The organism is Pilimelia terevasa (genome assembly GCF_014647915.1).
In the GTDB taxonomy this organism is placed as follows: domain Bacteria; phylum Actinomycetota; class Actinomycetes; order Mycobacteriales; family Micromonosporaceae; genus Pilimelia; species Pilimelia terevasa.
This window is the reverse complement of record NZ_BMQC01000001.1, coordinates 26,369-45,898: the sequence shown is the minus strand read 5'-3', so window position 1 is coordinate 45,898 and position 19,530 is coordinate 26,369. Positions and strand designations below refer to the sequence as shown.

Below are 19,530 nucleotides of genomic sequence, written 5' to 3'. Positions count from 1 at the left end.
GGAGGAGCCGTGGGCCCGACCGTCGTACGCCGCCAGCCGCGCCGGCCGGCGCCGGAGATCCCGACCGGGCCGCTGGCACTGGACCCGCCGCCGGAGATCCCGCGGGAGGCCGGCGGGCGGTGGCAGCAGGTCCTGACGGCGCTGCCGATGCTGGGCGGCACCGCGGCGATGGCGATGATGTTCGGCCGGGACGGCGGCGCCTACGCGTACGTGGTCGGCGGGATCTTCGGCCTGTCGTCGCTGGCGATGCTGGCGACCTCGTGGACCGGCGGGTCCTCGCCGCGCCGGGCCGAGCTGATGCAGGCCCGCCGCGACTACCTGCGCCACCTGGCCGGCGTCCGCCGCCAGGTGCGCCGGGCCGCCCACCGGCAGCGCGTCGGCCAGCTCTACCGGCACCCGGACCCGGCCCGGCTGTGGTCCACGGTCGACAGCCACCGGCTGTGGGAGCGGCGGCGCGGCGACGGCGACTTCGGCGTCGTCCGGGTCGCGGTGGGTCCGCAGGCCCTGGCCACCCCGCTGGTGGCGCCGGCCACCCGCCCGCCGGAGGACCTGGAGCCGATGACGGCGGGGGCGCTGCGGCGCTTCCTGGACACCCACGCGGTCGTCCCGGACCTGCCGGTCGCCGTGGCGCTGCGCGGCTTCGCCCGGGTTTACGTGCGGCAGGAGGCGGCGGCCCCCGCCGACACGGCGGTGGCGCTCGTCCGCGGCGTGCTGCTCCAGCTCGTCACCTTCCACGCGCCGGAGGACCTGCTGCTCGCCGTCTGCGCCGGGCCGCGGCGGCGCGCGGAGTGGGAGTGGGTGAAGTGGCTGCCGCACGCCGGGCACCCGCGGCGCGCCGACGCCCTGGGCCCCGTCCGCCTGGTCGCCGCCACGGCCCCGGCGCTGGAGGCGCTGCTCGGCGACCTGGTCGCGCAGCGGCCGCGCTTCGCCCCCGGCCAGCCGCCGGCCGAGGGCCCCCACCTGGTGGTGCTGGTCGACGGCGGGGATCTTGACGGCGCGGCGCACCTGGCGGCCGAGGGCGGCCTGGCGGGGGTCACGCTGCTCGACCTGGACCGGCCGCCGCCGACCCGGCGCGACCGCGGCGCCCTGGCACTCACGCTGGCGGCCGACGGCGCGCTGCGCACCGCGGCGGCCGACGGCGAGACGGTCGTCGGCCGCGCCGACCGGGTCAGCCGGGCGGAGGCCGAGGCGCTCGCGCGGCGGCTGGCCGGCCGGCGGCTGGCGGCCCCGGCGGCGGCCGGCGGGGAGCCGCTGGCCGCCGACCTGGGCCTGGCCGAGCTGCTGCGCCTGGGCGACCCGGACGCCCTCGATGTCGCGCGGGAGTGGGCGCAGCGACCGCCGCGGGAGCTGCTGCGGGTGCCGATCGGGGTGGGCGCCGACGGTACCGGGGTGGAGCTGGACATCAAGGAGTCCGCCCAGGACGGCATGGGGCCGCACGGGCTGCTCGTCGGCGCCACCGGTTCGGGCAAGTCGGAGCTGCTGCGCACGCTGGTGCTGGCGCTGGCCGTCCGGCACTCGTCCGAGGTGCTCAACTTCGTGCTGGTGGACTTCAAGGGCGGGGCCACGTTCGCGTCGCTGGACCGGCTGCCGCACACCGCCGCCGTCATCACCAACCTCGCCGACGAGCTGCCCCTGGTCGACCGGATGGTGGACGCGCTCAACGGCGAACTCGTCCGGCGCCAGGAGCTGCTGCGCCGCTCGGGCAACCACAGCAGCGTCCGCGACTACGCCCGGGCCCGCGCGGGCGGGGAGCCGCTGGCGCCGCTGCCGACGCTGTTCCTGGTCTGCGACGAGTTCTCGGAGCTGCTCAGCGCCAAACCGGACTTCATCGACCTGTTCGTCCAGATCGGCCGGGTCGGCCGGTCGCTGGGGGTCCACCTGCTGCTGGCCAGCCAGCGGCTGGAGGAGGGCCGGCTGCGCGGGCTCGACACCCACCTGTCGTACCGGATCGGGCTGCGCACCTTCTCCCCGCTGGAGTCGCGGGCCGTCCTCGGCGTGCCGGACGCGTACACGCTGCCGCGCTCGCCCGGCCACGGCTACCTGCGCTTCGGGACGGAGCCGCTGGTGCGGTTCCGCGCCGCGTACGCGTCGGGGCCCTACGCCCGGCCCCGCCCGCCGGGCGCCGACGGCGGGGGCGGGCCGCGGCCGCGGGAGTTCACCACCCACCTGGTCCCGGCCGCGGAGCCGGCGGCCGCCCCGGCCGCGCCGGTCGACCCCCGGGCCGACAGCCTCCTGGACATCCTGGTCGACCGCCTGGCCGGGCAGGGCCCGCCGGCCCACCAGGTGTGGCTGCCGCCGCTGGCGGCGGCGCCGACCCTCGACGAGATCCTCGGTCCGCCGACGCCCTACGGCGACCGCGGGCTGACCGTCGGCAACCCGCAGTTGCACGGCGCCCTGCAGGTGCCGGTCGCGGTCGTGGACCGGCCGTACGAGCAGCGCCGCGACCTGCTCTGGCTGGCGCTGGACGGCGCCGCGGGCCACGTCGCCGTCGTGGGCGCGCCGCAGTCCGGCAAGACGCACGCGCTGCGCGCGCTCGTCTGCGGCCTGGCGCTGACCCACACCCCGGCCGAGGCGCAGGTGTACTGCCTGGACTTCGGCGGCGGCGGCCTCGGGGCGGTCCGGGAACTGCCGCACGTCGGCGGCGTGGCGGGCCGGCGGGACGCGGCGGCGGTCCGGCGGACCGTCGGCGAGCTGGCGACGCTGCTGGCCGAGCGCGAGCGCCGGTTCGCCGCCGCCGGCATCGGCTCGATGCGCGACTTCCGGGCCCGGCGCCCGGCCGACGACCCGTACGGCGACGTGTTCCTGGTGGTCGACGGCTGGGCGACGGTCCGCGCGGAGTTCGACGACCTGGAGCCGGTGATCACGGATCTGGCCACCCGCGGGCTGTCGTACGGCGTCCACGTCGCCGCGTCGGCCACCCGCTGGCTGGACTTCCGGCCCGGCATCCGGGACCTGTTCGGCTCGCGGGTGGAGCTGCGGCTGGGCGAGCCCGGCGACTCGGCCGTCTCCCGCCGGGCCGCGGCCGACGTCCCCGCGCGCGCCCCGGGGCGCGGCCTCACCGCCGAGGGCCGGCACCTGCTGACGGTGCGGCCGGAGGTCGCCGGGCACGACGGGCCGGCGGGGCTGGCGCGGGCCGTCCGGGCCCACTGGCCGGGGCCGGCGGCGCCGCCGGTGCGGCTGCTGCCCGCGGTGGTGCCGTACGGGGAGCTGGACGTGACCGCCGGGCCGGGCCTGACGCTGCCGGTCGGCGTGGCCGAGGCGGATCTGCGCCCGGTCGGCGTGGACTTCGCCGCGTCCCCGCACCTACTGGTCTTCGGCGACACCGAGTCGGGCAAGTCGTCGTTCCTGCGGGCGCTGGCCACGACGGTCACCCGGCGGTGCACGCCGGAGGAGGCCCGGCTGGTCCTGGTCGACTACCGGCGCAGCCTGCTGGGCGCGGTCGCCTCCGCGCACCTCATCGGGTACGGCAGCGCCGCGGCGCCGACCGCGGAGCTGATCGAGTCCGTCGCCGGGTACATGCGCCGCCGGCTGCCCGGCCCGGACGTCACCCCGGCCCAGCTCCGCGACCGCTCCTGGTGGACGGGTCCGGAGTGCTTCGTGCTGGTCGACGACTACGACCTGGTCGTCGCCGGGCCGGCCAACCCGCTGCTGCCGCTGCTGGAGTTCCTGCCGCAGGCCCGCGACATCGGCCTGCACCTGGTCCTGGCGCGGCGCACCGGCGGCGCGGCGCGGGCGCTGTACGAACCGGTGGTGCAGCGGCTGCGGGAGCTGTCCTCGCCGGGGCTGCTGCTGTCCGGCGACCGGGAGGAGGGCCCGCTGGTCGGCGCCGTGCGGGCGACGCCGCAGCCGCCGGGGCGGGGCTGGCTGGTGACCCGCCAGCACGGCCCGCGGTTGGTCCAGATCGGCCACCTGCCGCCCGGGGACTGCCCGGCCTCCACCGCGCGCTAATCCCGACATACCGGGACAAGTAACGATAAGCTAACGGGCACTGTGTCGTCGTGGACGGCACGATCCAGGTGGGTCCGCCCCGGCGGCCCGAGATTCCCCGAGGATCGCCGCGTTGCCCGCATCGCACCACCGCCGACGGATCGGCCGTCCCGCGGCGCTGCTCCTGAGCGCTGCCGCCGCCCTCCTGGGCGCCCAGCCCGCCGCCCCCGCGCGCACCGCGCCGCCCGCGGCCGCTGTCCCGCCCGCGCCCGCCGTCGCGGCGCGCGCTCCGGGGGCCGCGACGGGCGCCGTTCCCGCGGCGACCGGTGTGGACGGTCCCGGCGGGGCCGGCGGCGCGCCCGCCGCGGGCGCCGACGGCGGGCAGGCGCGCCGCGAGCAGTGGCAGCTCGGCGCCCTGCGCGCCCGCGCCGCCTGGCGGTACGCGACCGGGTCCGGCGTGACCGTGGCCGTCGTCGACTCCGGCGTGGACGCCGGCCACCCCGACCTCGCCGGCCGGGTCCTGCCCGGGCTCGACCTGGTCGACGACGCCCGCGACGGCCGGTACGACGCCGTCGGCCACGGCACCACCGTCGCCGGCCTGATCGCCGGCCGCGCCGACGACGGCGACGGGGTGGTCGGGCTGGCACCGGGGGCCACCATCCTGCCGGTGCGGGTGCTGGACGCCGACAACCGGTACGACGACGCGGGCGTGGTGGCGCAGGGGGTGCGGTGGGCCGTCGACCGGGGCGCCCGGGTGGTCAACATCTCGCTCGGCGGCGGGGGCGGCAGCGAGGCCCTGGCCGCGGCCGTCCGGTACGCCGCCGACCGGGACGTCGTGGTCGTCGCCTGTACCGGCAACCTCGGCCCCGGCGCGCCGGCCGACGTGTGGTTCCCCGCCCGGTACCCCGGGGTGGTCGCCGTGTCCGGCCTCAACCGCGACCTGGCCACCGCCTGGCGCAGCGCGGTCACCGGCCCGGCGACGGCGCTCGCGGCGCCCGCGACGTCGCTGGTCGGCGCCCGCCCCGGCGGCTACTGGACCGTCCAGGGCACCAGCTTCGCCGCGCCCCTGGTCGCGGCGACCGCGGCGCTGGTCCGCTCCCGCTGGCCGGACCTGCCCGCCCACCAGGTCGTGGCCCGGCTGCTGCGCACCGCCGAGGACCTGGGCCCGGCGGGCCGCGACGCGACGTACGGGTACGGCGCCGTCGACCCGCTGGCGGCCTTGACCCGCTGGGTGGCTCCGGTGGCCGCGAACCCGCTGGACAGCGGCGGCGCCGCGGTACCGCCGCGGGGCGCCCCGACGGCCCGGCTGGCGGGCGCGCCCGCGCCGGCCGGCGACGCGCCACCGGCCGACCCGCGGCTGCCGGTCCTGACGCTCGGCGTCCTGGCCCTGGTCACCGCGGCCCTGCGGGCGGCGGCCCGCCGGGCCCTGGTCACCGCGGCCCTGCGGGCGGCGGCCCGCCGCGCGGCGGCCCCGCTCCCGGCCGAACACTGACCACCTGCCGCGCACCGACTCCCTGCCGCGCACTGAACGACCTGCCGAGCACCGGTAAACCTGCCGCGCACCGGCGACCGTCGGACGGCACCGGCGACCGAGGCGGGGCGCTGCCCACCCGGCCGCTCCGGACGGCGGCGGGGCTCAGGCGCAGCGGCCGGTCCGGGTGCGGTCGGTCGCGGTGCGCCCGACCTCGGCCACCCCGGCGGCCTCGGTGGCGCTGACGGCGAAGCCGGTGTTGCGGTCGTCCGCCGCCGCCGCGAAGATCACGCCGAGGACCCGGCTGTCGGCCGTCACCAGCGGGCCGCCCGAGTTGCCGCTGCGGACCAGCGCGCGGATCGTGTACACCTGCCGGGTCACCCGGCGGTCGTCGTAGATGTCCGGCCCGGTGATCTGCCGCAGGTCGCGGATGCGCGCCGCCTGCGCGTTGAACGGCCCGTCCAGCGGGAAGCCCAGCACCACGGCGTTCTGGCCGGTCTCCGCCGCCTGCCGGACGAACGGCAGGACCGGCGCCCGCAGCCCCGGCACCCGCAGGACGGCCAGGTCGCGGCCCGGGTCGTAGACGACGACGGTGGCGTCGTGCCGGTCGCCGTCCAGCTCGACGCGGACCCGCTCGGTGCCGGCCACCACGTGTGCGTTGGTCATCACCCGCTCCGCGGCGTACACGAACCCGGAGCCCTCGATCCGCCGCGAACAGGTCGGGGCGTTGCCGAGGACCTTCACCATCGACCGCTTGCCCGTGGCCACCGCGACCGACCGGGCCAGCGCCGGGTCGGGCGCGGCCACCTCGGTGACCCGGGTCGCGTCCAGCCCCTCGAAGACGTCCGGGAAGCCGCGCGTGTCGACGCTCTGGCGCAGCCGCTGGGACATCGCCTTGGCCGGCTCCGGCACGACGGCGTCGATCCCGTCCAGCACCTTCGAGGTCCGCACCGCCGCGGCCACCCACGGCAGCGACGAGACGCCCAGCGGTACCGCCACCAGCCACACCACGAGCACCATGGCGACCAGCGAGATGCCGGCCCCGCCGATGTCGTCGGCCATCCGGCCGTACCGGTGCTGGATGCCCTTGCGCAGCCGGGTGCCCAGGATGCCGGCCGCGGCCTGGCCGATCACCGCCAGTCCGAACACCGCAGCGAGCGCCACCGTGACCTTGAACGTCGGATCGATGACCTGGTTGGCCAGCCACGGGCCGACCTGGAGGCCGACGACCGCCCCGCCGAAGAAGCCGGTGAAGGAGAGTGCGCCCGTGACGAAGCCCTGGCGGTAGCCGCTGAAGGCGAACGCCAGCATCAACAGGATCAGCAGATAGTCGAGCGGGGACACCCCATCAGGGTACGGGTGGCTCCCACCCGGAGCCCACAACGCGCGGTCCGGCTGGCGCGTCGGACGGGTCAAGATCGATGATCCGCTCGGCCGACCAGGGCACCGCCCAGCCGCCCAGCTCCAGCAGGCGGGAGAGCACACCGGCGGTAAAGCCCCAGACCCGCATCCCGGCGACGTCGAACCCCGGACCGACCCAGCCGCCGGGGTGGCGCACCTGGCTGCGGCGGGCCGGGTCGACCAGGTCGGCGACGCGGACCCGGGCCACCCGGGCCACCTCGCTGACCTGGACGGCGTGCAGGTCGTGCGGCGCGCGCCACCAGGCCAGCACGGGGCTGACCACGAAGTCGCTGACCGGGATCCACAGGGCCGGCAGGGTGGCCAGCACGGTCACGGTCCCGGGCCGCAGCCCCACCTCCTCGGTCGCCTCGCGCAGCGCGGTGGCGGCGGCGTCGGCGTCGGCGGGCTCCGCCGCGCCGCCCGGGAAGGCCGGCTGGCCGGCGTGGGTCCGCATGGTGCGCGGCCGCTGGATGATCAGTACGTCCGGCTCGCCGGTGGCGTCCTGCCCGAACAGCACGAGGACGGCGCCGACCCGCCCGCCCGGCTCGGGCCGGTGCAGCCGCGTGAAGTCCCCGGCGCGGGCCTGCCGGGCACGGCTGAGCAGCGGCTCCCACCACGCGGGGAGCGCGGTCACGGCCGGGCCCCGAGGTGGGTGGCCGCCAGCGACGCCAGGGTCGCCTCGGTCAGCGGCGCCTGGTGCAGGTACCGGGGCCGGCCGTCGGCGGGGAGCAGGACCGTGGCGGGCAGTCCGACGGCGCCGAGGGCCCGCTGGAGGGCGCCGGTGCGGTCGACGAGCTGCGGGAACCGCACCCCCAGGTCGCGGCCGAGGTCGCCGGCCCAGTCCGGGTTGTCGCTGGTGACCACGCCGAGGACCCGCACGCCGGGCGTCCGGTCGGCGAACCGCTGGAACACCGGCAGCTCCGCCCGGCACGGCGGACACCAGGTGGCCCACAGGTTCACCACGAGCGGGCCGGCGAGCGCGCCGGTGGCGACGGCGGCCCCGCCGGTCAGGCACGGCAGCGCCAGCGCGGGCAGCCCCCGCTCCCCCGCGCGGGCGGCCCCGGCCCCACCGGTACTACCCGGCGCGGCCGACGGAGCGCCGGGTGACGCGGCCGACAGGGCGCCGCCGGCCGACGTGGGCGACAGGACGAGGCGGGGCGGGGGTGACAGGGCGGCGCAGTCCGCGAACGGCGGGGGCGGCGGCGCGGCGGCGCGGGGACCGCGGTCCGCGCAGCCGGCGGCGAGCGCGAGCGCCGCCAGCCCGGCGAGCCCGGCCGCCAGCCCGGCGCGGCGGCGGCTCACCCGCCCACCGCGGCGGCCGGCCCAGCGGGCGCGGCCGGGTCGGTGGGCGCGGCCGGGTCGGCGGGCGCGGCCGGGTCAGCGCGGCCGGCTCCCGCCGGTGCGGGGACGAGGTCGGGGTCGACTCCGGCGAGCGCGGCCAGCTCCCGCGCGCGGGGTCCCTTGAGCAGCTTCGCCGCGGCCGCCGGTGCGGTCGGGCCGGCGCCGTACGCCGGGCAGAGCGCGGCCAGCAGGCAGGCGCCGCAGGCCGGCTTGCGCGCCTGGCAGACCCGGCGGCCGTGGAAGATGATCCGGTGCGACAGCATCGTCCAGTCGCGCCGCTCGACGAGGGCGCCGACCGCGTGTTCGATCTTCACCGGGTCGGTCTCGTCGGTCCAGCCCCAGCGGCGCGCGGCCAGCCGCTGGAAGTGGGTGTCGACCGTGAGTCCCGGTACGCCGAACGCGTTGCCGAGGATCACGTTGGCCGTCTTGCGGCCGATCCCGGGCAGCCGGACGAGGGCCTCCAGGGTCCGCGGCACCTCGCCGCCGTGCCGCTCGACCAGGGCCTGGCCGAGCCTGAGCAGCGAGTCGGTCTTGTTCCGGAAGAAGCCGGTGGGCCGGATCAGCTCCTCGACCTCGGCGCGGTCGGCGGCGGCGTAGTCGGCGGCGGTGCGGTAGCGGGCGAACAGCGCCGGGGTCACGGCGTTGACCCGCTCGTCGGTGCACTGGGCGGACAGGATGGTGGCCACGGCGAGCTGGAGCGGGTCGGCGTGGTCCAGCTCGCAGTGCGCGTCCGGGTGGGCGTCGGCGAGGAGTCGGGAGATCCGCCTGGCCCGCCGCTTCAGCCCCAGCGCCGTCTCCCGGCGAGCGGCGGGCGCCGCGGCCGCCGGCGGCGCGGGGGCAGGCGGCGCGGTCGCGGGCCGTGCGGCAGCGGGCGGTACGGGGGTGGGCGGCACGGGGCCAGGCAGCACGGGGCTAGGCAGCACGGGGGCAGGCGGTACGGGGGCGGCGGTGGGGCGGGAGCGGCTCACCGATCGAGCGTACGTCCCGCGGCCGACACCCCCGCTCCCCGACAGGGACAGGGGGCGCCGGCCTGGTCCGCTGGACCCGACCGGCGCCCCCTGCGCCGCTCCTGCGTACTCAGCCGCCGATGACGACGCCCGAGTTGTACCGCCACAGCGAGTCGACGACCGGCGCGAACCAGATCCGCGAGCTGCACCGGCGGGTCGCCGAGGACGGCACGCCCGTGCAGGTGGCCGGCGCCGCGCCCGGGTCGCCGGCCGACAGCGTGCCGACGGCGTACACCTTGCTCCAGTCAGCGGTCAGGTCGAAGATCGGACCGCCGCTGTCGCCGTTGCCGCCCGCGCTCTGCCCGAGGACGTGCTCCGCGCGCGTCATCGGGGCGAACCAGCCGGTACCGACCCAGATCCAGTTGTTGGTGTTGACGACGCGGATGTCGCAGCGCGCCCCGGAGTACGAGCCGGAGGTGCACACCCACTGGCCGGCGTAGCTGTAGTGGTAGCCGGTCACGGGCTTGGAGAACTCGCCGACGCCGACGCCGCCGTCGTAGATCCGGCCGCCGGCCGAGGTCGGCAGGCGCAGCGTGTCCTCGGTGGCGCGGTCGTCGGTGACCGTGCCGATGAGGTTGGCGTTGGTGCCGGTGCGGATCTGCTGGCCGTTGTTGCCGCAGTGGCCGGCGGTCAGGATCGAGGTCGCGCCGGTGGCGTTGGACCGGATCCCGAAGCCGGTGGAGCAGCCGCCGCCGGTGCTGGCGTTGCGCATCCGGGCGCCGCCCCAGAACGGCGCGGTGTCGTCGACCCGCGAGTACAGCGGCTCGGCGGACGCCGTCTCGGTGGTGACCTGGAGGGCGACCTGCTGTCCGGCCTGCCGCAGCGCGCGGTCCAGCGTGACCCGGCCCGCGGCCGCCTGGCCGGCGACGGCGACCTGGAGCGCCCGGCCGTCGGCGGGGATGGAGACCTCGCGCAGGTCGGCGCCGTGGCGGCGCATGGCCAGTCGGGCGGCGTCCTCCAACTGCCGCAGCGAGTGGCGGGCCGACTTGACGTCGACCTTGGCCGTGGCCCGCCCCTGGGCGGCCGCCTTCTTGACACTGGCCGGGACGGTGCCCTTCCAGTACAGAACGACCTTGTTCGCCGGGACGTCCATCGCCAGGCCCGTGAAGCCGGCCTTCGCGCGGCCGGCGGCGCGCAGCCGGTCCGCCACGGCGTGCAGCCGGTTCTGGGTCTCCATGACCTGGTTCCAGGACCTCATGCCGGCCGGCGGCGCGTCGGTCGGTACGGCGGTCGAGGTCAGCGGCACGGCCTTGTTCGTCGGCGCCGCCTGGGCACCGACGGGGGCCACCGTGACCACCAGCGCCGTCGCGGCGACCGCCGCCGCGGCCCGTCGCCGGCCCACCAGAGTGCGATTCATGAGTCTCCTCATCGTCGTGGTTACCCGGCGGGTCGCCGGGAGCCCGGCCGACGCGGATCCGGCGGGCACACGACAGTTGTAACAAAAGCGATCAAGTACTGCTCAATTAGAACGTTCGCCGCATCGGGGATCACACCACCGCGAATAAACACCATCTGATTCGGCGGCAAGGACGGCCCGTTCGTGCGGTAACCACTTCGGAAATCGACCGGTACCGCTGCCCGCGCAGGGTCGGCTGCGGACGGGCGGCTCAGCCGCGGACGGCCGGCCGGCAGCGCGAAAGCGGGGTCAGCCGCGCACGGGCGGCACGATGCGGCCGGCGACGTCCAGCCGCGCGCCGGTCCGCGGGAAGTCGCGGGTCGACAGCGTCCGCAGCAGGTCGGCGCCCCGGCCCTGGTCCGGGGCGGGCCGACCGGCGCTCATCGCCGTACCGACGAACTCGCCGCCGCGCCAGGTCCCGTCGCGGCGCAGGGTCACCCGCAGCACCCCGCCCACGCCGCTGATCCCGCCCTCGGCCAGGACGCCGCCGCCGGCCGCGAAGTTGCCCAGGCTGTAGGCGATCAGGCGGCCGCGGTAGAACTCCATGCCGCGCAGGACGTGCGGGCCGTGCCCGACCACCAGGTCGGCCCCCGCGTCCACGACCGCGCGGGCGAAGGCCATCGGGTCGCCGCGGTTCTCGCCCGCGAAGTGCTCCTCGCCGGGGCGCACGGCCGCGCGGTCGGCGCCTTCGGCGCCCATGTGCGCCTGGACCACCACCACGTCCGCGCGGGCGACGGCCCGCCGGACGACCGCGGTCGCCTCGTCCAGCCGCAGCAGGTTGTTGGACCACGCGTGCACCGCGAAGCCGACCACGGCCACCCGCAGGTCCCGCACCTCGACCACGGTGACCTCGTCGGCGGCGCCGGTGTAGCGCAGGCCGTGCCGGTCCAGCGCGCGCCGGGTGTTGCGCACGCCGGCCTCGCCGAAGTCGTTGGTGTGGTTGTTCGCCTGGTTGAGCAGGTGGAAGCCCGCGTCCCGCAGGTGCGCGGCGTAGGCCGGCGGGGCGCGGAACTGCACACAGTCCCCCGGCCCGGCCGCCTCGCGCGCCGCCCCGCCGGACGCCGCGCGGGCCGGGGCGGGGGGACCACACTTGCCGACGCCGGTGTCGTCGGTGAGCGGCTGCTCCAGGTTGCCCATCGCCAGGTCGGCGGCCAGGGCCGGGCGGACGTCGGCGAACAGGCCGGCGCCCTCGCGCGCGGGCAGGCGGCGCGGCGCGTTGCCCAGGAGTACGTCGCCGGTGGCCGCCAGCGTCACCGTGCCCGGCTCCGGGGCCTGGTCGACGGCGCCCGCCCGGCCGCCGGCCGCCAGCGTCGTGGGGGCGGGCACGGCGGCGGCCTGCCAGCGGGCCTCCTGCGGCGCCCGCCCGGCGACGGCCGCGCCGAGGACCCCGACCAGCAGCGCCCCGGCGGCGAGCGCGGCGATCCGGCCGGGCCGCCGGCGGCGGACGTCGGCGTGCCGGCCGCGCGGGCTGACGAAGGGCCACTCACCGGTGGCGGGCCGGTGCCGCGCGCCGGGGACGCGCACCGCGCGCACGCCGGGGTCGCCCCCCGGCGTGCGCGGCGGCTCGGCGGTATCCATGGCCTTCGCACCCTACTCCCGGGCCGACCACGCCCGACAGTCCCCAAAGGACCAGCGCCGTCGATCCCCGGCGCGCCGTTCACGATCCCGCGCCGTCACTGTCGGTAGTCACCCCGTGTGATCAGGTAGTGATCCGCGCCGCGCCCGGCCGCGGGCGGCCACAGGGGCGCGGAACTGTGAATAAGGCTCGGGGGTCGCCCCCAAAGGTGGGACGGATGTGCCTAGACTGACCACGCGACAGGGGAGTGGCGCGGCGGCCGGTGCGCACGGTCGGTGTCCGCCCCCCGCGGCCGAGCGGCGCCTCCGGGTACCGCTCGCACAGGTCGGCGGCGCGTCTCGCGCGCCCGTCGGCACAGCAGGTAGCGGCCCGAGCGGGAGCGCGGATTCTGGAGAGGTTCGGCGATGGACGAGGTACTGGCCCGCAGCGGAATCTTCCAGGGCGTCGATCAGGAGGCGGCCGAGGCGCTCGCCAAGGAGATGGAGACCGTCGACGTCCGCAAGGGCGAGATCCTGTTCAACGAGAGCGAGCAGGGTGACAGTCTGTACATCGTCATCACCGGCAAGATCAAGCTCGGCCGCCGCGCGGCGGACGGCCGGCAGAACCTGATCTCGGTGATGGGGCCCTCGGACATGCTCGGCGAGCTGTCGCTGTTCGACCCCGGCCCGCGCACCGCCACCGCCACCGCCGTCACCGACACCCGGCTGGCCCGCCTGCGCAAGGCCTCGCTGCGCCCGTGGCTGGCCGACCGCCCGGAGATCGCCGAGCAGCTCCTGCGCGTGCTCGCCCGCCGCCTGCGCCGGACCAACGACGCGCTGGCCGACCTGATCTTCACGGACGTACCCGGCCGCGTCGCCAAGAACCTGCTCCAGATGGCGAGCCGGTTCGGCACCCGCGACGGCGGCGTCCTGCGGGTCACCCACGACCTCACGCAGGAGGAGCTGGCCCAGCTCGTCGGCGCCTCGCGGGAGACCGTCAACAAGGCGCTGGCCGACTTCGCCTCGCGCGGCTGGCTGCGCCTGGACGGCAAAAGCGTGATCATCCTCGACCCCGAGCGCCTCGCCCGCCGCGCCCGCGTCTGACGCACCCGCCCGGCCCGCACCGGCCGGGGCCGCCGGATCAGCGGGAGGGCCGGAGCAGGCGGATCAGCGGAAGGGCCAGAGCAGGCGGCGCAGGGAGTTGCCGCCGCCGGTCGGCGTGCCGTCGCTCGTCGCCCGCGGCGCCGGGGCGGTACCGCGGGCGCGCACCCGCGCCTTGCCGTAGCCCAGGACGGTCCGCCCGGCGTCGGGCTTCGCGTCGTCGTCGCCGGGCAGGCGCAGCGCGATCAGCGTGTCCCGCAGTTGCTGGGCCGACGGGCGGTGGGTCGGCTCGTTGTCCATCCCGGAGCGCAGCACGTCCAGCAGCGGCGAGGGGACCCCGGGCAGGTCGGGGATCGGCTGGCTGAACAGGTCCATCAACGTCAGCAGCCCCGGGTTGCCGGCCTCGCCCCAGCGCGGCGGGCGCCCCTGCATGACCGCGTACAGCGTCGCGCACAGCGCGTAGATGTCGACGGCCGGCGTCGGCCGGCTGTGCCGGAACATCTCCGGCGAGGCGTACGCCGGGGTCATCACCTCGACGGTGACGGCGGTGTCCCGGGCCTCGGCCAGCACGGCCAGGCCGAAGTCGGCGAGGACGGCGGAGTTGAAGTACGAGTGCAGGAGGTTCGCCGGCTTGATGTCGCGGTGCAGCACTCCGCACTCGTGGGCGTAGACGAGCGCGTCGGCGATGCGGATGCCCAGGTCGCGGGCCTCGACGGCGGTCAACTGCGCGTTGTTCATCCGGTCCAGGTAGGAGCCGTCGCAGAGTTCCATGATCAGGTACGGGTGGCCCTCGCCCGTGACGCCGACGTCGAACAGGTCCACCACGTGCGGGTGCGAGCTGAGCCGGCCCGAGGCGCGGGCCTCGCGGAAGAAGCGCCGCCGGTCGCGGTCGTTGTCCAGCCGGTGGTTCTCCACCTTGACGGCGACCTCGCGCCCGACCGAGTCCTGGACCGCGCGGTAGACGGTCGCGTAGCCGCCCCGCGCGAGCAGCGAGAACTCAGACAATCCCGGAACGCTGGGCGCCCGGAATCCGGGCGCGCGGGAGCTGGACGGTCCGTCGGTCACAGGGAGAACCGTACGCTACGGCGCCGCGACACGCGCTCGCCCACGTGACCGAAAAGGAACCCCACAAGCAGACAAATCCCCCAGCCGCGCCGCCCCTTTCGCCTACCTGTGACCAGCCTGTTACCGGGTCACCCGCTCCAGCACGGCGTCCGCCAGCGGCCGCGCGCCGACCTGCTCGGTGGCGTACGCCAGCCGCACCGCCTCGCGCGCCGCCGCCGCCGCCTCGGCCCCCTCGCCGCGGGCGGCCAGCACCTCGGCCAGCGTCGCCGTCGCCACCACGCCGCTGCGCACGTCCTCGCCCGGGGCCGCCAGCGCCGACCGCGCCCAGGACAGCGCCTCGGCCGACCGGCCCGCCCCGAGCAGGGCCGCCGCGTACCCGGCCTGCGCCTCGCGCCGGGAGTACAGCAGCGACGGCGCGTCCCCCGCCTGCGCCACGGGCGCCAGCAGCCGGACGGCCGTCCCCGGGTCCCCGGCCGCCAGCCGCGCGCCGGCCAGCAGCGCCCGCGGCCCGACCTGCGCCGCCGGCAGCGCCTCCGTCGGACCGGCGACGCGCAGCGCCGCGTGCGCCTCGGCCGCCGCGCCGTCGGCGTCCCCGCCGTCGAGGGCGACGAGCCCGCGCAGCGTGTACGCCATGCCCAGCAGCAGCGGGTGCCCCAGCCGGTCGCCGTACCGCAGCGCTTCGGCCAGCAGGTCGGTGGCGTGCGCCGGCTCCCCCAGGCCCCGCGCGATCGCCCCGCGGACCACCAGCGCGAACCCGCGCCCCCAGTCGTCGCGGACGTTGGCGAAGTCGCGGAACGCCGCCCGCGCCTCCCGGTCCGCCTCGGCCAGCTCGCCCAGCTCGGCGGCCGCGAACGCCGTCACCGCGCGCAGTGTGCCGACCGCCCAGCCGTCGCCGACCCGCTCGCCGGCCGGCAGGAACAGCCGCGCCAGCCGCTGCGCCTCGGTCAGCCGGCCCTCAAGCAGCCGGGTGAACGCCGTCGTCCCCCGCAGCCACGCCTGGCCGACCGGGTCCTCCAGTGCGGCGTACAGAGTGGACGCCCGGGCCAGCGCCGCTTCCGCGCCGGTGAAGTCCGCCCGCGCCGTCTCCACCCAGCACAGGTTCTGCAGCGACCACGCCTGGCTGCGGGAGTCCCCGGCCTCGACGGCCAGCTCGTAGGCGGCGGTGAACCGCGCCCCCGCCTCGGCCAGCCGGCCGGCCACGTAGTCGAGCATCCCCAGCCGCCGCATCGCCTCGGTCCGCGGCGCCTGCGCCCCGACCGCCGCGGCCACCTCGCACGCCTCGCGCCACACGTCGGCGGCGCGCTCCGCGTCGCCGCCGGTGCGGTACGCCCGCCCCGCCAGCAGCAGCGCCTGCGCCCGGTCGACGCCCTCCACCTCGTCGCCGATGAGCTTCTCGACCACGGCCAGCGCCTCGTCCACGCGCTGGCGCTGGAACAGCGCGCGGGCGTACACGAGCTGGTCGGCGACCGGCAGCGGGCCGCCGGCCAGGACCATCGCCCGCTCGGCGTAGGCCACCGCCGGCCCCGGCTCGCCGCGGCCCACCGCACGGGCCGCCGCCCGGGTCAGCGCGGCCACGCCCAGCGGGCGGACCTGGCGGGCGGCGGCGTCCGCGCGCAGCCCCACCTCGTCGGCCAGCGCGCCCGCCCGCTCGACGTGGTGGGCCACGAACGCGTCCCGGTCGTCGGCGCGCGCGGCCGCGTCGGCGCCGCGGGGCAGGCCCTCCGCCGCGGCCCAGCGCGCCAGGTAGGCGTGCCGGGCGGCCAGGTCGGCCTTGCCGATGCCGGCGTACGCGGCCTCGCGCATCAACGGCGTCAGGAACGCGAAGCCCTCCTTGACCCGGTGCAGCATCCGGCGGGTGAGCAGGTCCTCGATCGCCCGCTCGCCGTCGGCGCCCGACCACGGCCGGCCCGCGCGGCGCTGGCGCAGCGCCCCCAACACGTCGGTGGGGACCGTGTCGCCGATGACCGCCGCGTCGCGCAGCACCGAGCGGGCGTCGGCCGGCAGGGCGTCGATCCGGGCGGCGAGGACCGCCGCGAGCCCGCGGGAGAGCAGCCGGGTGCCCAGCGAACCCGGCGTCAGCCGCCACACCGGCCGGCTCTCCGCGCCCGCCGGCCCCTCGGTCAGGGCCCCGCGCTCGACCAGCAGCGTCACCATCTCGGCCAGGTAGAACGGGTTGCCCTGGGCGGTCGCCAGCACGGCGTCGGTGTCGGTCTGCGGCAGCCGGCCGCCGCCGAGGTACGCCGACAGCAGCCGGGCGGCGTCCGCGCCCCGCAGCGGCGGCAGCGCCAGCACCTCGGCCTCGGCCAGGCCGGTCAGGGCGCCCGCGGTGCGGACCAGCTCGGGCCGCCCGAGCAGGATGCCCAGCACCGGGCCGGACAGCGCGGAGAACGTCACGCCCAGCGCGGCGACCGCCTCCGGGGTGGCGTCGTGCAGATCGTCCACGATGACCACCAGCGGACCCTGGTCGGCGAGCGCGGTCAGCAGGGTGCCGACGGCGTTGGCGGCCTGCGCCGTCCCGTCGTCGACGACCTTGATGGTGCCCGGCCGCTCCTCGTCCGGCCCCAGGCCGGCGGACTCCCCCAGCCCAAGCAGGGCCAGCAGCGGCTCCGTCGGCAGGGCGACCTCCCGGCCGGGGCGCCGCACGAACCGGTCCAGCCGCTCCTCGACGGTCGCCCGCGCGTGCGGCCCCGTCGGCAGGACGGACAGCCCGAGCGCCTCCTTCACCAGGTCGGCCAGGGGCGCCAGGCGCCGCCGCTCGCCGAAGGCCGCGCAGCGCACCGCCAGCACCCGCGGCGGCCGCCCCGCGTACGGCCCCGGGCCGGGCTCGAACTCCGAGGCCAGCCGCCGGGCCTCCGCGGCGAGCCGGCTCTTGCCGGTACCGGCCTCGGCGGTCATGAGCACCACCTGCGGCTCGCCCCGGTCGACCATCTCGGCGAGCCGGCCCTCGAACCGGCCCAGCTCCGCCTCCCGCCCGACGAACGGCGCCTCGTCGCCCAGGCCGGGGCGGGTACCGGGGGCATCGTGCATCCCGAGCAGCTCGTACGCCTCGACCGGTGCCCGCTTGCCCTTGAGGCGCAGCGGGCGGAGCTGCCGCCAGGACGCGACGTGCCGGGTGGCGGTCGCGGTACCGGCGCCCGCGTACACCGTCCCGACGGCCGCGGCGTCCGACAGCCGGGCCGCCGTGTTCACGGTGTCGCCGATGACCGTGTACTCCAGGGCCGCCTGCACCCCGGCCACGACCTCGCCGGTGTTCAGCCCGACCCGCAGCCCCAGCGGGGCGCCGCCGCCGCGCTCGTCGTCCAGCACCCGGCGCACCGAACCCTGCATCGACAGCGCGGCCCGCACGGCCCGCTCGGCGTCGTCCTCGTGCGCCACCGGCGCGCCGAAGACCGCCATGATCCCGTCGCCGGTCAGCTTGTCGACGTGGCCGCCGTACGTCTTGACCGCGCCGGCCAGGGCCGCGAGCACCCGGTCGGTGACCGCGCCGACCCGCTCGGGGTCGACCTCCTCCGACCACGAGGTGAAGTCCGACAGGTCGCCGAAGAGCACGGTCACCACCCGGCGCTCGGTCACCGGCAGGGTCGCCGCGACGGTCAGCGCGAGACCGCAGTGGTGGCAGTAGTGCGCCCCCGGTACCGCGACGGTGCCGCAGCGCGGGCACGTCATGGAGCCGGCTCGGGCGGCGGCGCCGGTGCGGCCGCCAGGTGGTCGAGCTGGGCGCGGGCGGACCAGGTGGCGGCGGTCCGCAGGAGCGGCGGGACGTCGGCGTACACCGCGTCCACCACCGCCTCCGGCGTGTCCGCCCCGGCGGCGACGGCGGCGCGGACCTGCGCCAGCCGGGCGCGCCGGTGCGCGGTGTAGTGGGCGGCGGCGGCCGCGGTGTCGGCCAGCGCCGGCCCGTGCCCGGTCAGGGCGGGCACTCCCGGGTACGCCGCCAGCGCCGCGAGGCTGTCCAGGTAGTCCCCGAGGTGGCCGTCCGGCCAGGCGACGACGGTGGTGCCGCGGCCGAGGATCGTGTCGCCGGTCGCCACCACGCGCTCGCCCGCGCAGCTCAGGACGAAGCAGCGGGAGTCTGCGGTGTGCCCCGGGGTGTCGCGGACCTCGACGTCGATGCCGTCGAGCCGGTACCGCACCCGGTCGCCGGTGCCGTCGGCGCGCGCCGCCCGCGCCCCGGGCGCGCCCGGGTCGGGCTGGGCTCCCGGGTCGGCGGCCGGGACCACGAGCGCGGCGCCGGACCGGGCCAGGAAGGCGGGCAGGCCCGCGCGGTGGTCGGCGTGGGCGTGGGTGAGCAGGACGTGGGCGACGGGGCCGGTCGCCAGCACGGCGGCGACGTGGCCCTCGTCGAGCGGCCCGGGATCGACGACCGTGGCCGGGGCGCCCGGCGCGGCGCGCAGCACCCAGGTGTTGGTGCCGTCGAGCGTCATCGGGCCGGGGTTGGGGGCGCGGACCAGCGTGACCCAGCTCGGCAGCCGCGGCGCCACCGCGGCCGCGGGCGCCGTCAGCCGCACCGGTGGCCCCGTCATGCCGCCGATCCTACGGCCCGCGGCGCCGCTGGCCCACCGGCGATGCCGGCCGCGGACACCCGCCCGCAGCCGACACCGCGACGGGGCAGGTCAGTCGGCGACCTCGACGATCATCTCGATCTCGACCGGGACGCCCAGCGGCAGTTCGGCGACGCCGACGGCGCTGCGGGCGTGCGCGCCGGCCGGGCCGAACACCTCCCCGAGCAGCACCGACGCGCCGTTGACCACGGCCGGCTGCTGGGTGAAGCCTTCGGCCGAGGCGACGAAACCGACGATCTTGACAACCCGGACGACCTTGTCGAGGCCCACCAGCGCGTCGACGGCGGCCAGGCCGTTGAGGGCGCACCGGCGCGCCATCGCGGCGCCCTCCTCGGCGTCCACCTCCCGGCCGAGCTTGCCGGTCGGGCAGGCCCCGTCGACCATGGGGAGCTGGCCGGAGACGTACACGTGCGCGCCCGAGCGCACGGCGGGCTGGTAGGCGGCCAGCGGCGGTACGACCTTGGGCAGGGTCAGGCCCAGCCGCTCCAGGTTCGCGTACGGGTCCGGGGCGCTCACGCGGCACCGCCCCGGGGCCGCTTCAGGTAGGCGACGAGCTGCTCCGGGTTCGGCCCCGGTACGACGGCGACCAGCTCCCAGCCGTCCTCCCCCCAGGTGTCGAGGATCTGCTTGGTCGCATGGACGAGCAGCGGAACGGTGGAGTACTCCCACTTCTGCATGGGCGCACCTTACCGGCGCGCGTGCGCC

12 protein-coding genes and 2 pseudogenes are annotated in these 19,530 nt (G+C 77.8%); 3 read left to right on the top strand and 11 right to left on the bottom strand.

The genetic code is table 11. The features are described 5' to 3' along the window. Nucleotides 1-9 precede the first annotated feature (9 nt). Nucleotides 10-3,948 (top strand): type VII secretion protein EccCa, encoded by a 3,939-nt coding sequence (gene eccCa / locus IEY75_RS00220; protein WP_189112099.1) that lies wholly within the window; start codon nt 10-12, stop codon nt 3,946-3,948. A 112-nt stretch (nt 3,949-4,060) separates the two neighbouring features. After that, on the top strand, nt 4,061-5,419 hold the full coding sequence (gene mycP / locus IEY75_RS00215; RefSeq protein WP_373290175.1) for a type VII secretion-associated serine protease mycosin: 1,359 nt from the start codon (nt 4,061-4,063) through the stop codon (nt 5,417-5,419). Nucleotides 5,420-5,563: 144 nt separating this feature from the next. Here the strand turns inward: mycP and IEY75_RS00210 are convergent, their stop codons facing one another. The 6 genes and pseudogenes from IEY75_RS00210 to IEY75_RS00185 all read right to left on the bottom strand — a co-directional run bounded on the left by IEY75_RS00210 (nt 5,564) and on the right by IEY75_RS00185 (nt 12,121). Next, nucleotides 5,564-6,742: a MarP family serine protease gene (locus tag IEY75_RS00210; RefSeq protein WP_189112098.1), complete on the bottom strand. Its 1,179-nt coding sequence runs from the start codon at nt 6,740-6,742 to the stop codon at nt 5,564-5,566. A gap of 4 nt (nt 6,743-6,746) precedes the next feature. Continuing rightward, nucleotides 6,747-7,433, bottom strand: coding sequence for an NUDIX hydrolase (locus IEY75_RS00205; protein WP_189112097.1), 687 nt, complete (start codon nt 7,431-7,433; stop codon nt 6,747-6,749). Then, the gene (locus IEY75_RS00200) at nt 7,430-8,101 is read right to left on the bottom strand and encodes a TlpA family protein disulfide reductase (protein ID WP_189112096.1); all 672 of its coding nucleotides are present in this window, start codon (nt 8,099-8,101) and stop codon (nt 7,430-7,432) included. The genes IEY75_RS00205 and IEY75_RS00200 overlap by 4 nt, the downstream gene beginning before the upstream one ends. Nucleotides 8,102-8,178: 77 nt before the next feature. Further along, nucleotides 8,179-8,928, bottom strand: a pseudogene (gene nth / locus IEY75_RS00195) (endonuclease III); the annotation flags it as partial. A gap of 289 nt (nt 8,929-9,217) precedes the next feature. Next, on the bottom strand, nt 9,218-10,504 hold the full coding sequence (locus IEY75_RS21175; RefSeq protein WP_189112095.1) for an alpha-lytic protease prodomain-containing protein: 1,287 nt from the start codon (nt 10,502-10,504) through the stop codon (nt 9,218-9,220). Nucleotides 10,505-10,792: 288 nt separating this feature from the next. Next, nucleotides 10,793-12,121 carry a CapA family protein gene (locus tag IEY75_RS00185; RefSeq protein WP_189112094.1) on the bottom strand — a complete coding sequence of 443 codons (1,329 nt, stop codon included), beginning with the start codon at nt 12,119-12,121 and terminating at the stop codon, nt 10,793-10,795. Between the two features lie 402 nt (nt 12,122-12,523). Here IEY75_RS00185 and IEY75_RS00180 point away from each other — a divergent pair, with 402 nt between their 5' ends. After that, complete coding sequence (locus IEY75_RS00180; protein WP_189112093.1) at nt 12,524-13,201, top strand: Crp/Fnr family transcriptional regulator; 678 nt, start codon at nt 12,524-12,526, stop codon at nt 13,199-13,201. Nucleotides 13,202-13,276: 75 nt separating this feature from the next. Here IEY75_RS00180 and IEY75_RS00175 read toward each other — a convergent pair. From IEY75_RS00175 to sp36, 5 genes and pseudogenes are all read right to left on the bottom strand, one after another. Continuing rightward, nucleotides 13,277-14,263: pseudogene (locus tag IEY75_RS00175) on the bottom strand (serine/threonine-protein kinase); the annotation flags it as partial. Nucleotides 14,264-14,383: 120 nt separating this feature from the next. Then, nucleotides 14,384-17,929 (bottom strand): adenylate/guanylate cyclase domain-containing protein, encoded by a 3,546-nt coding sequence (locus tag IEY75_RS00170; RefSeq protein ID WP_189112091.1) that lies wholly within the window; start codon nt 17,927-17,929, stop codon nt 14,384-14,386. Continuing rightward, complete coding sequence (locus IEY75_RS00165) at nt 17,926-18,786, bottom strand: MBL fold metallo-hydrolase (protein ID WP_189112090.1); 861 nt, start codon at nt 18,784-18,786, stop codon at nt 17,926-17,928. Before IEY75_RS00165 ends, IEY75_RS00170 begins: the two co-directional genes overlap by 4 nt. A 90-nt stretch (nt 18,787-18,876) precedes the next feature. Continuing rightward, nucleotides 18,877-19,341 (bottom strand): RidA family protein, encoded by a 465-nt coding sequence (locus IEY75_RS00160; RefSeq protein WP_229789230.1) that lies wholly within the window; start codon nt 19,339-19,341, stop codon nt 18,877-18,879. After that, a complete protein-coding gene (sp36, locus tag IEY75_RS00155) occupies nt 19,338-19,502 on the bottom strand; it encodes a Sp36 family protein (RefSeq protein WP_189112089.1) in 165 nt (54 codons plus the stop codon). Before sp36 ends, IEY75_RS00160 begins: the two co-directional genes overlap by 4 nt. Nucleotides 19,503-19,530: the final 28 nt, after the last annotated feature.

What these genes read in the sequence shown, in the direction of transcription:
- IEY75_RS21175 (WP_189112095.1), bottom strand. Translation starts at nt 10,504, where the DNA reads ATGAATCGCACTCTGGTGGGCCGGCGACGGGCCGCGGCGGCGGTCGCC.
- IEY75_RS00185 (WP_189112094.1), bottom strand. Translation starts at nt 12,121, where the DNA reads ATGGATACCGCCGAGCCGCCGCGCACGCCGGGGGGCGACCCCGGCGTG.
- IEY75_RS00180 (WP_189112093.1), top strand. Translation starts at nt 12,524, where the DNA reads ATGGACGAGGTACTGGCCCGCAGCGGAATCTTCCAGGGCGTCGATCAG.
- IEY75_RS00170 (WP_189112091.1), bottom strand. Translation starts at nt 17,929, where the DNA reads ATGACGTGCCCGCGCTGCGGCACCGTCGCGGTACCGGGGGCGCACTAC.
- IEY75_RS00165 (WP_189112090.1), bottom strand. Translation starts at nt 18,786, where the DNA reads ATGACGGGGCCACCGGTGCGGCTGACGGCGCCCGCGGCCGCGGTGGCG.
- sp36 (WP_189112089.1), bottom strand. Translation starts at nt 19,502, where the DNA reads ATGCAGAAGTGGGAGTACTCCACCGTTCCGCTGCTCGTCCATGCGACC.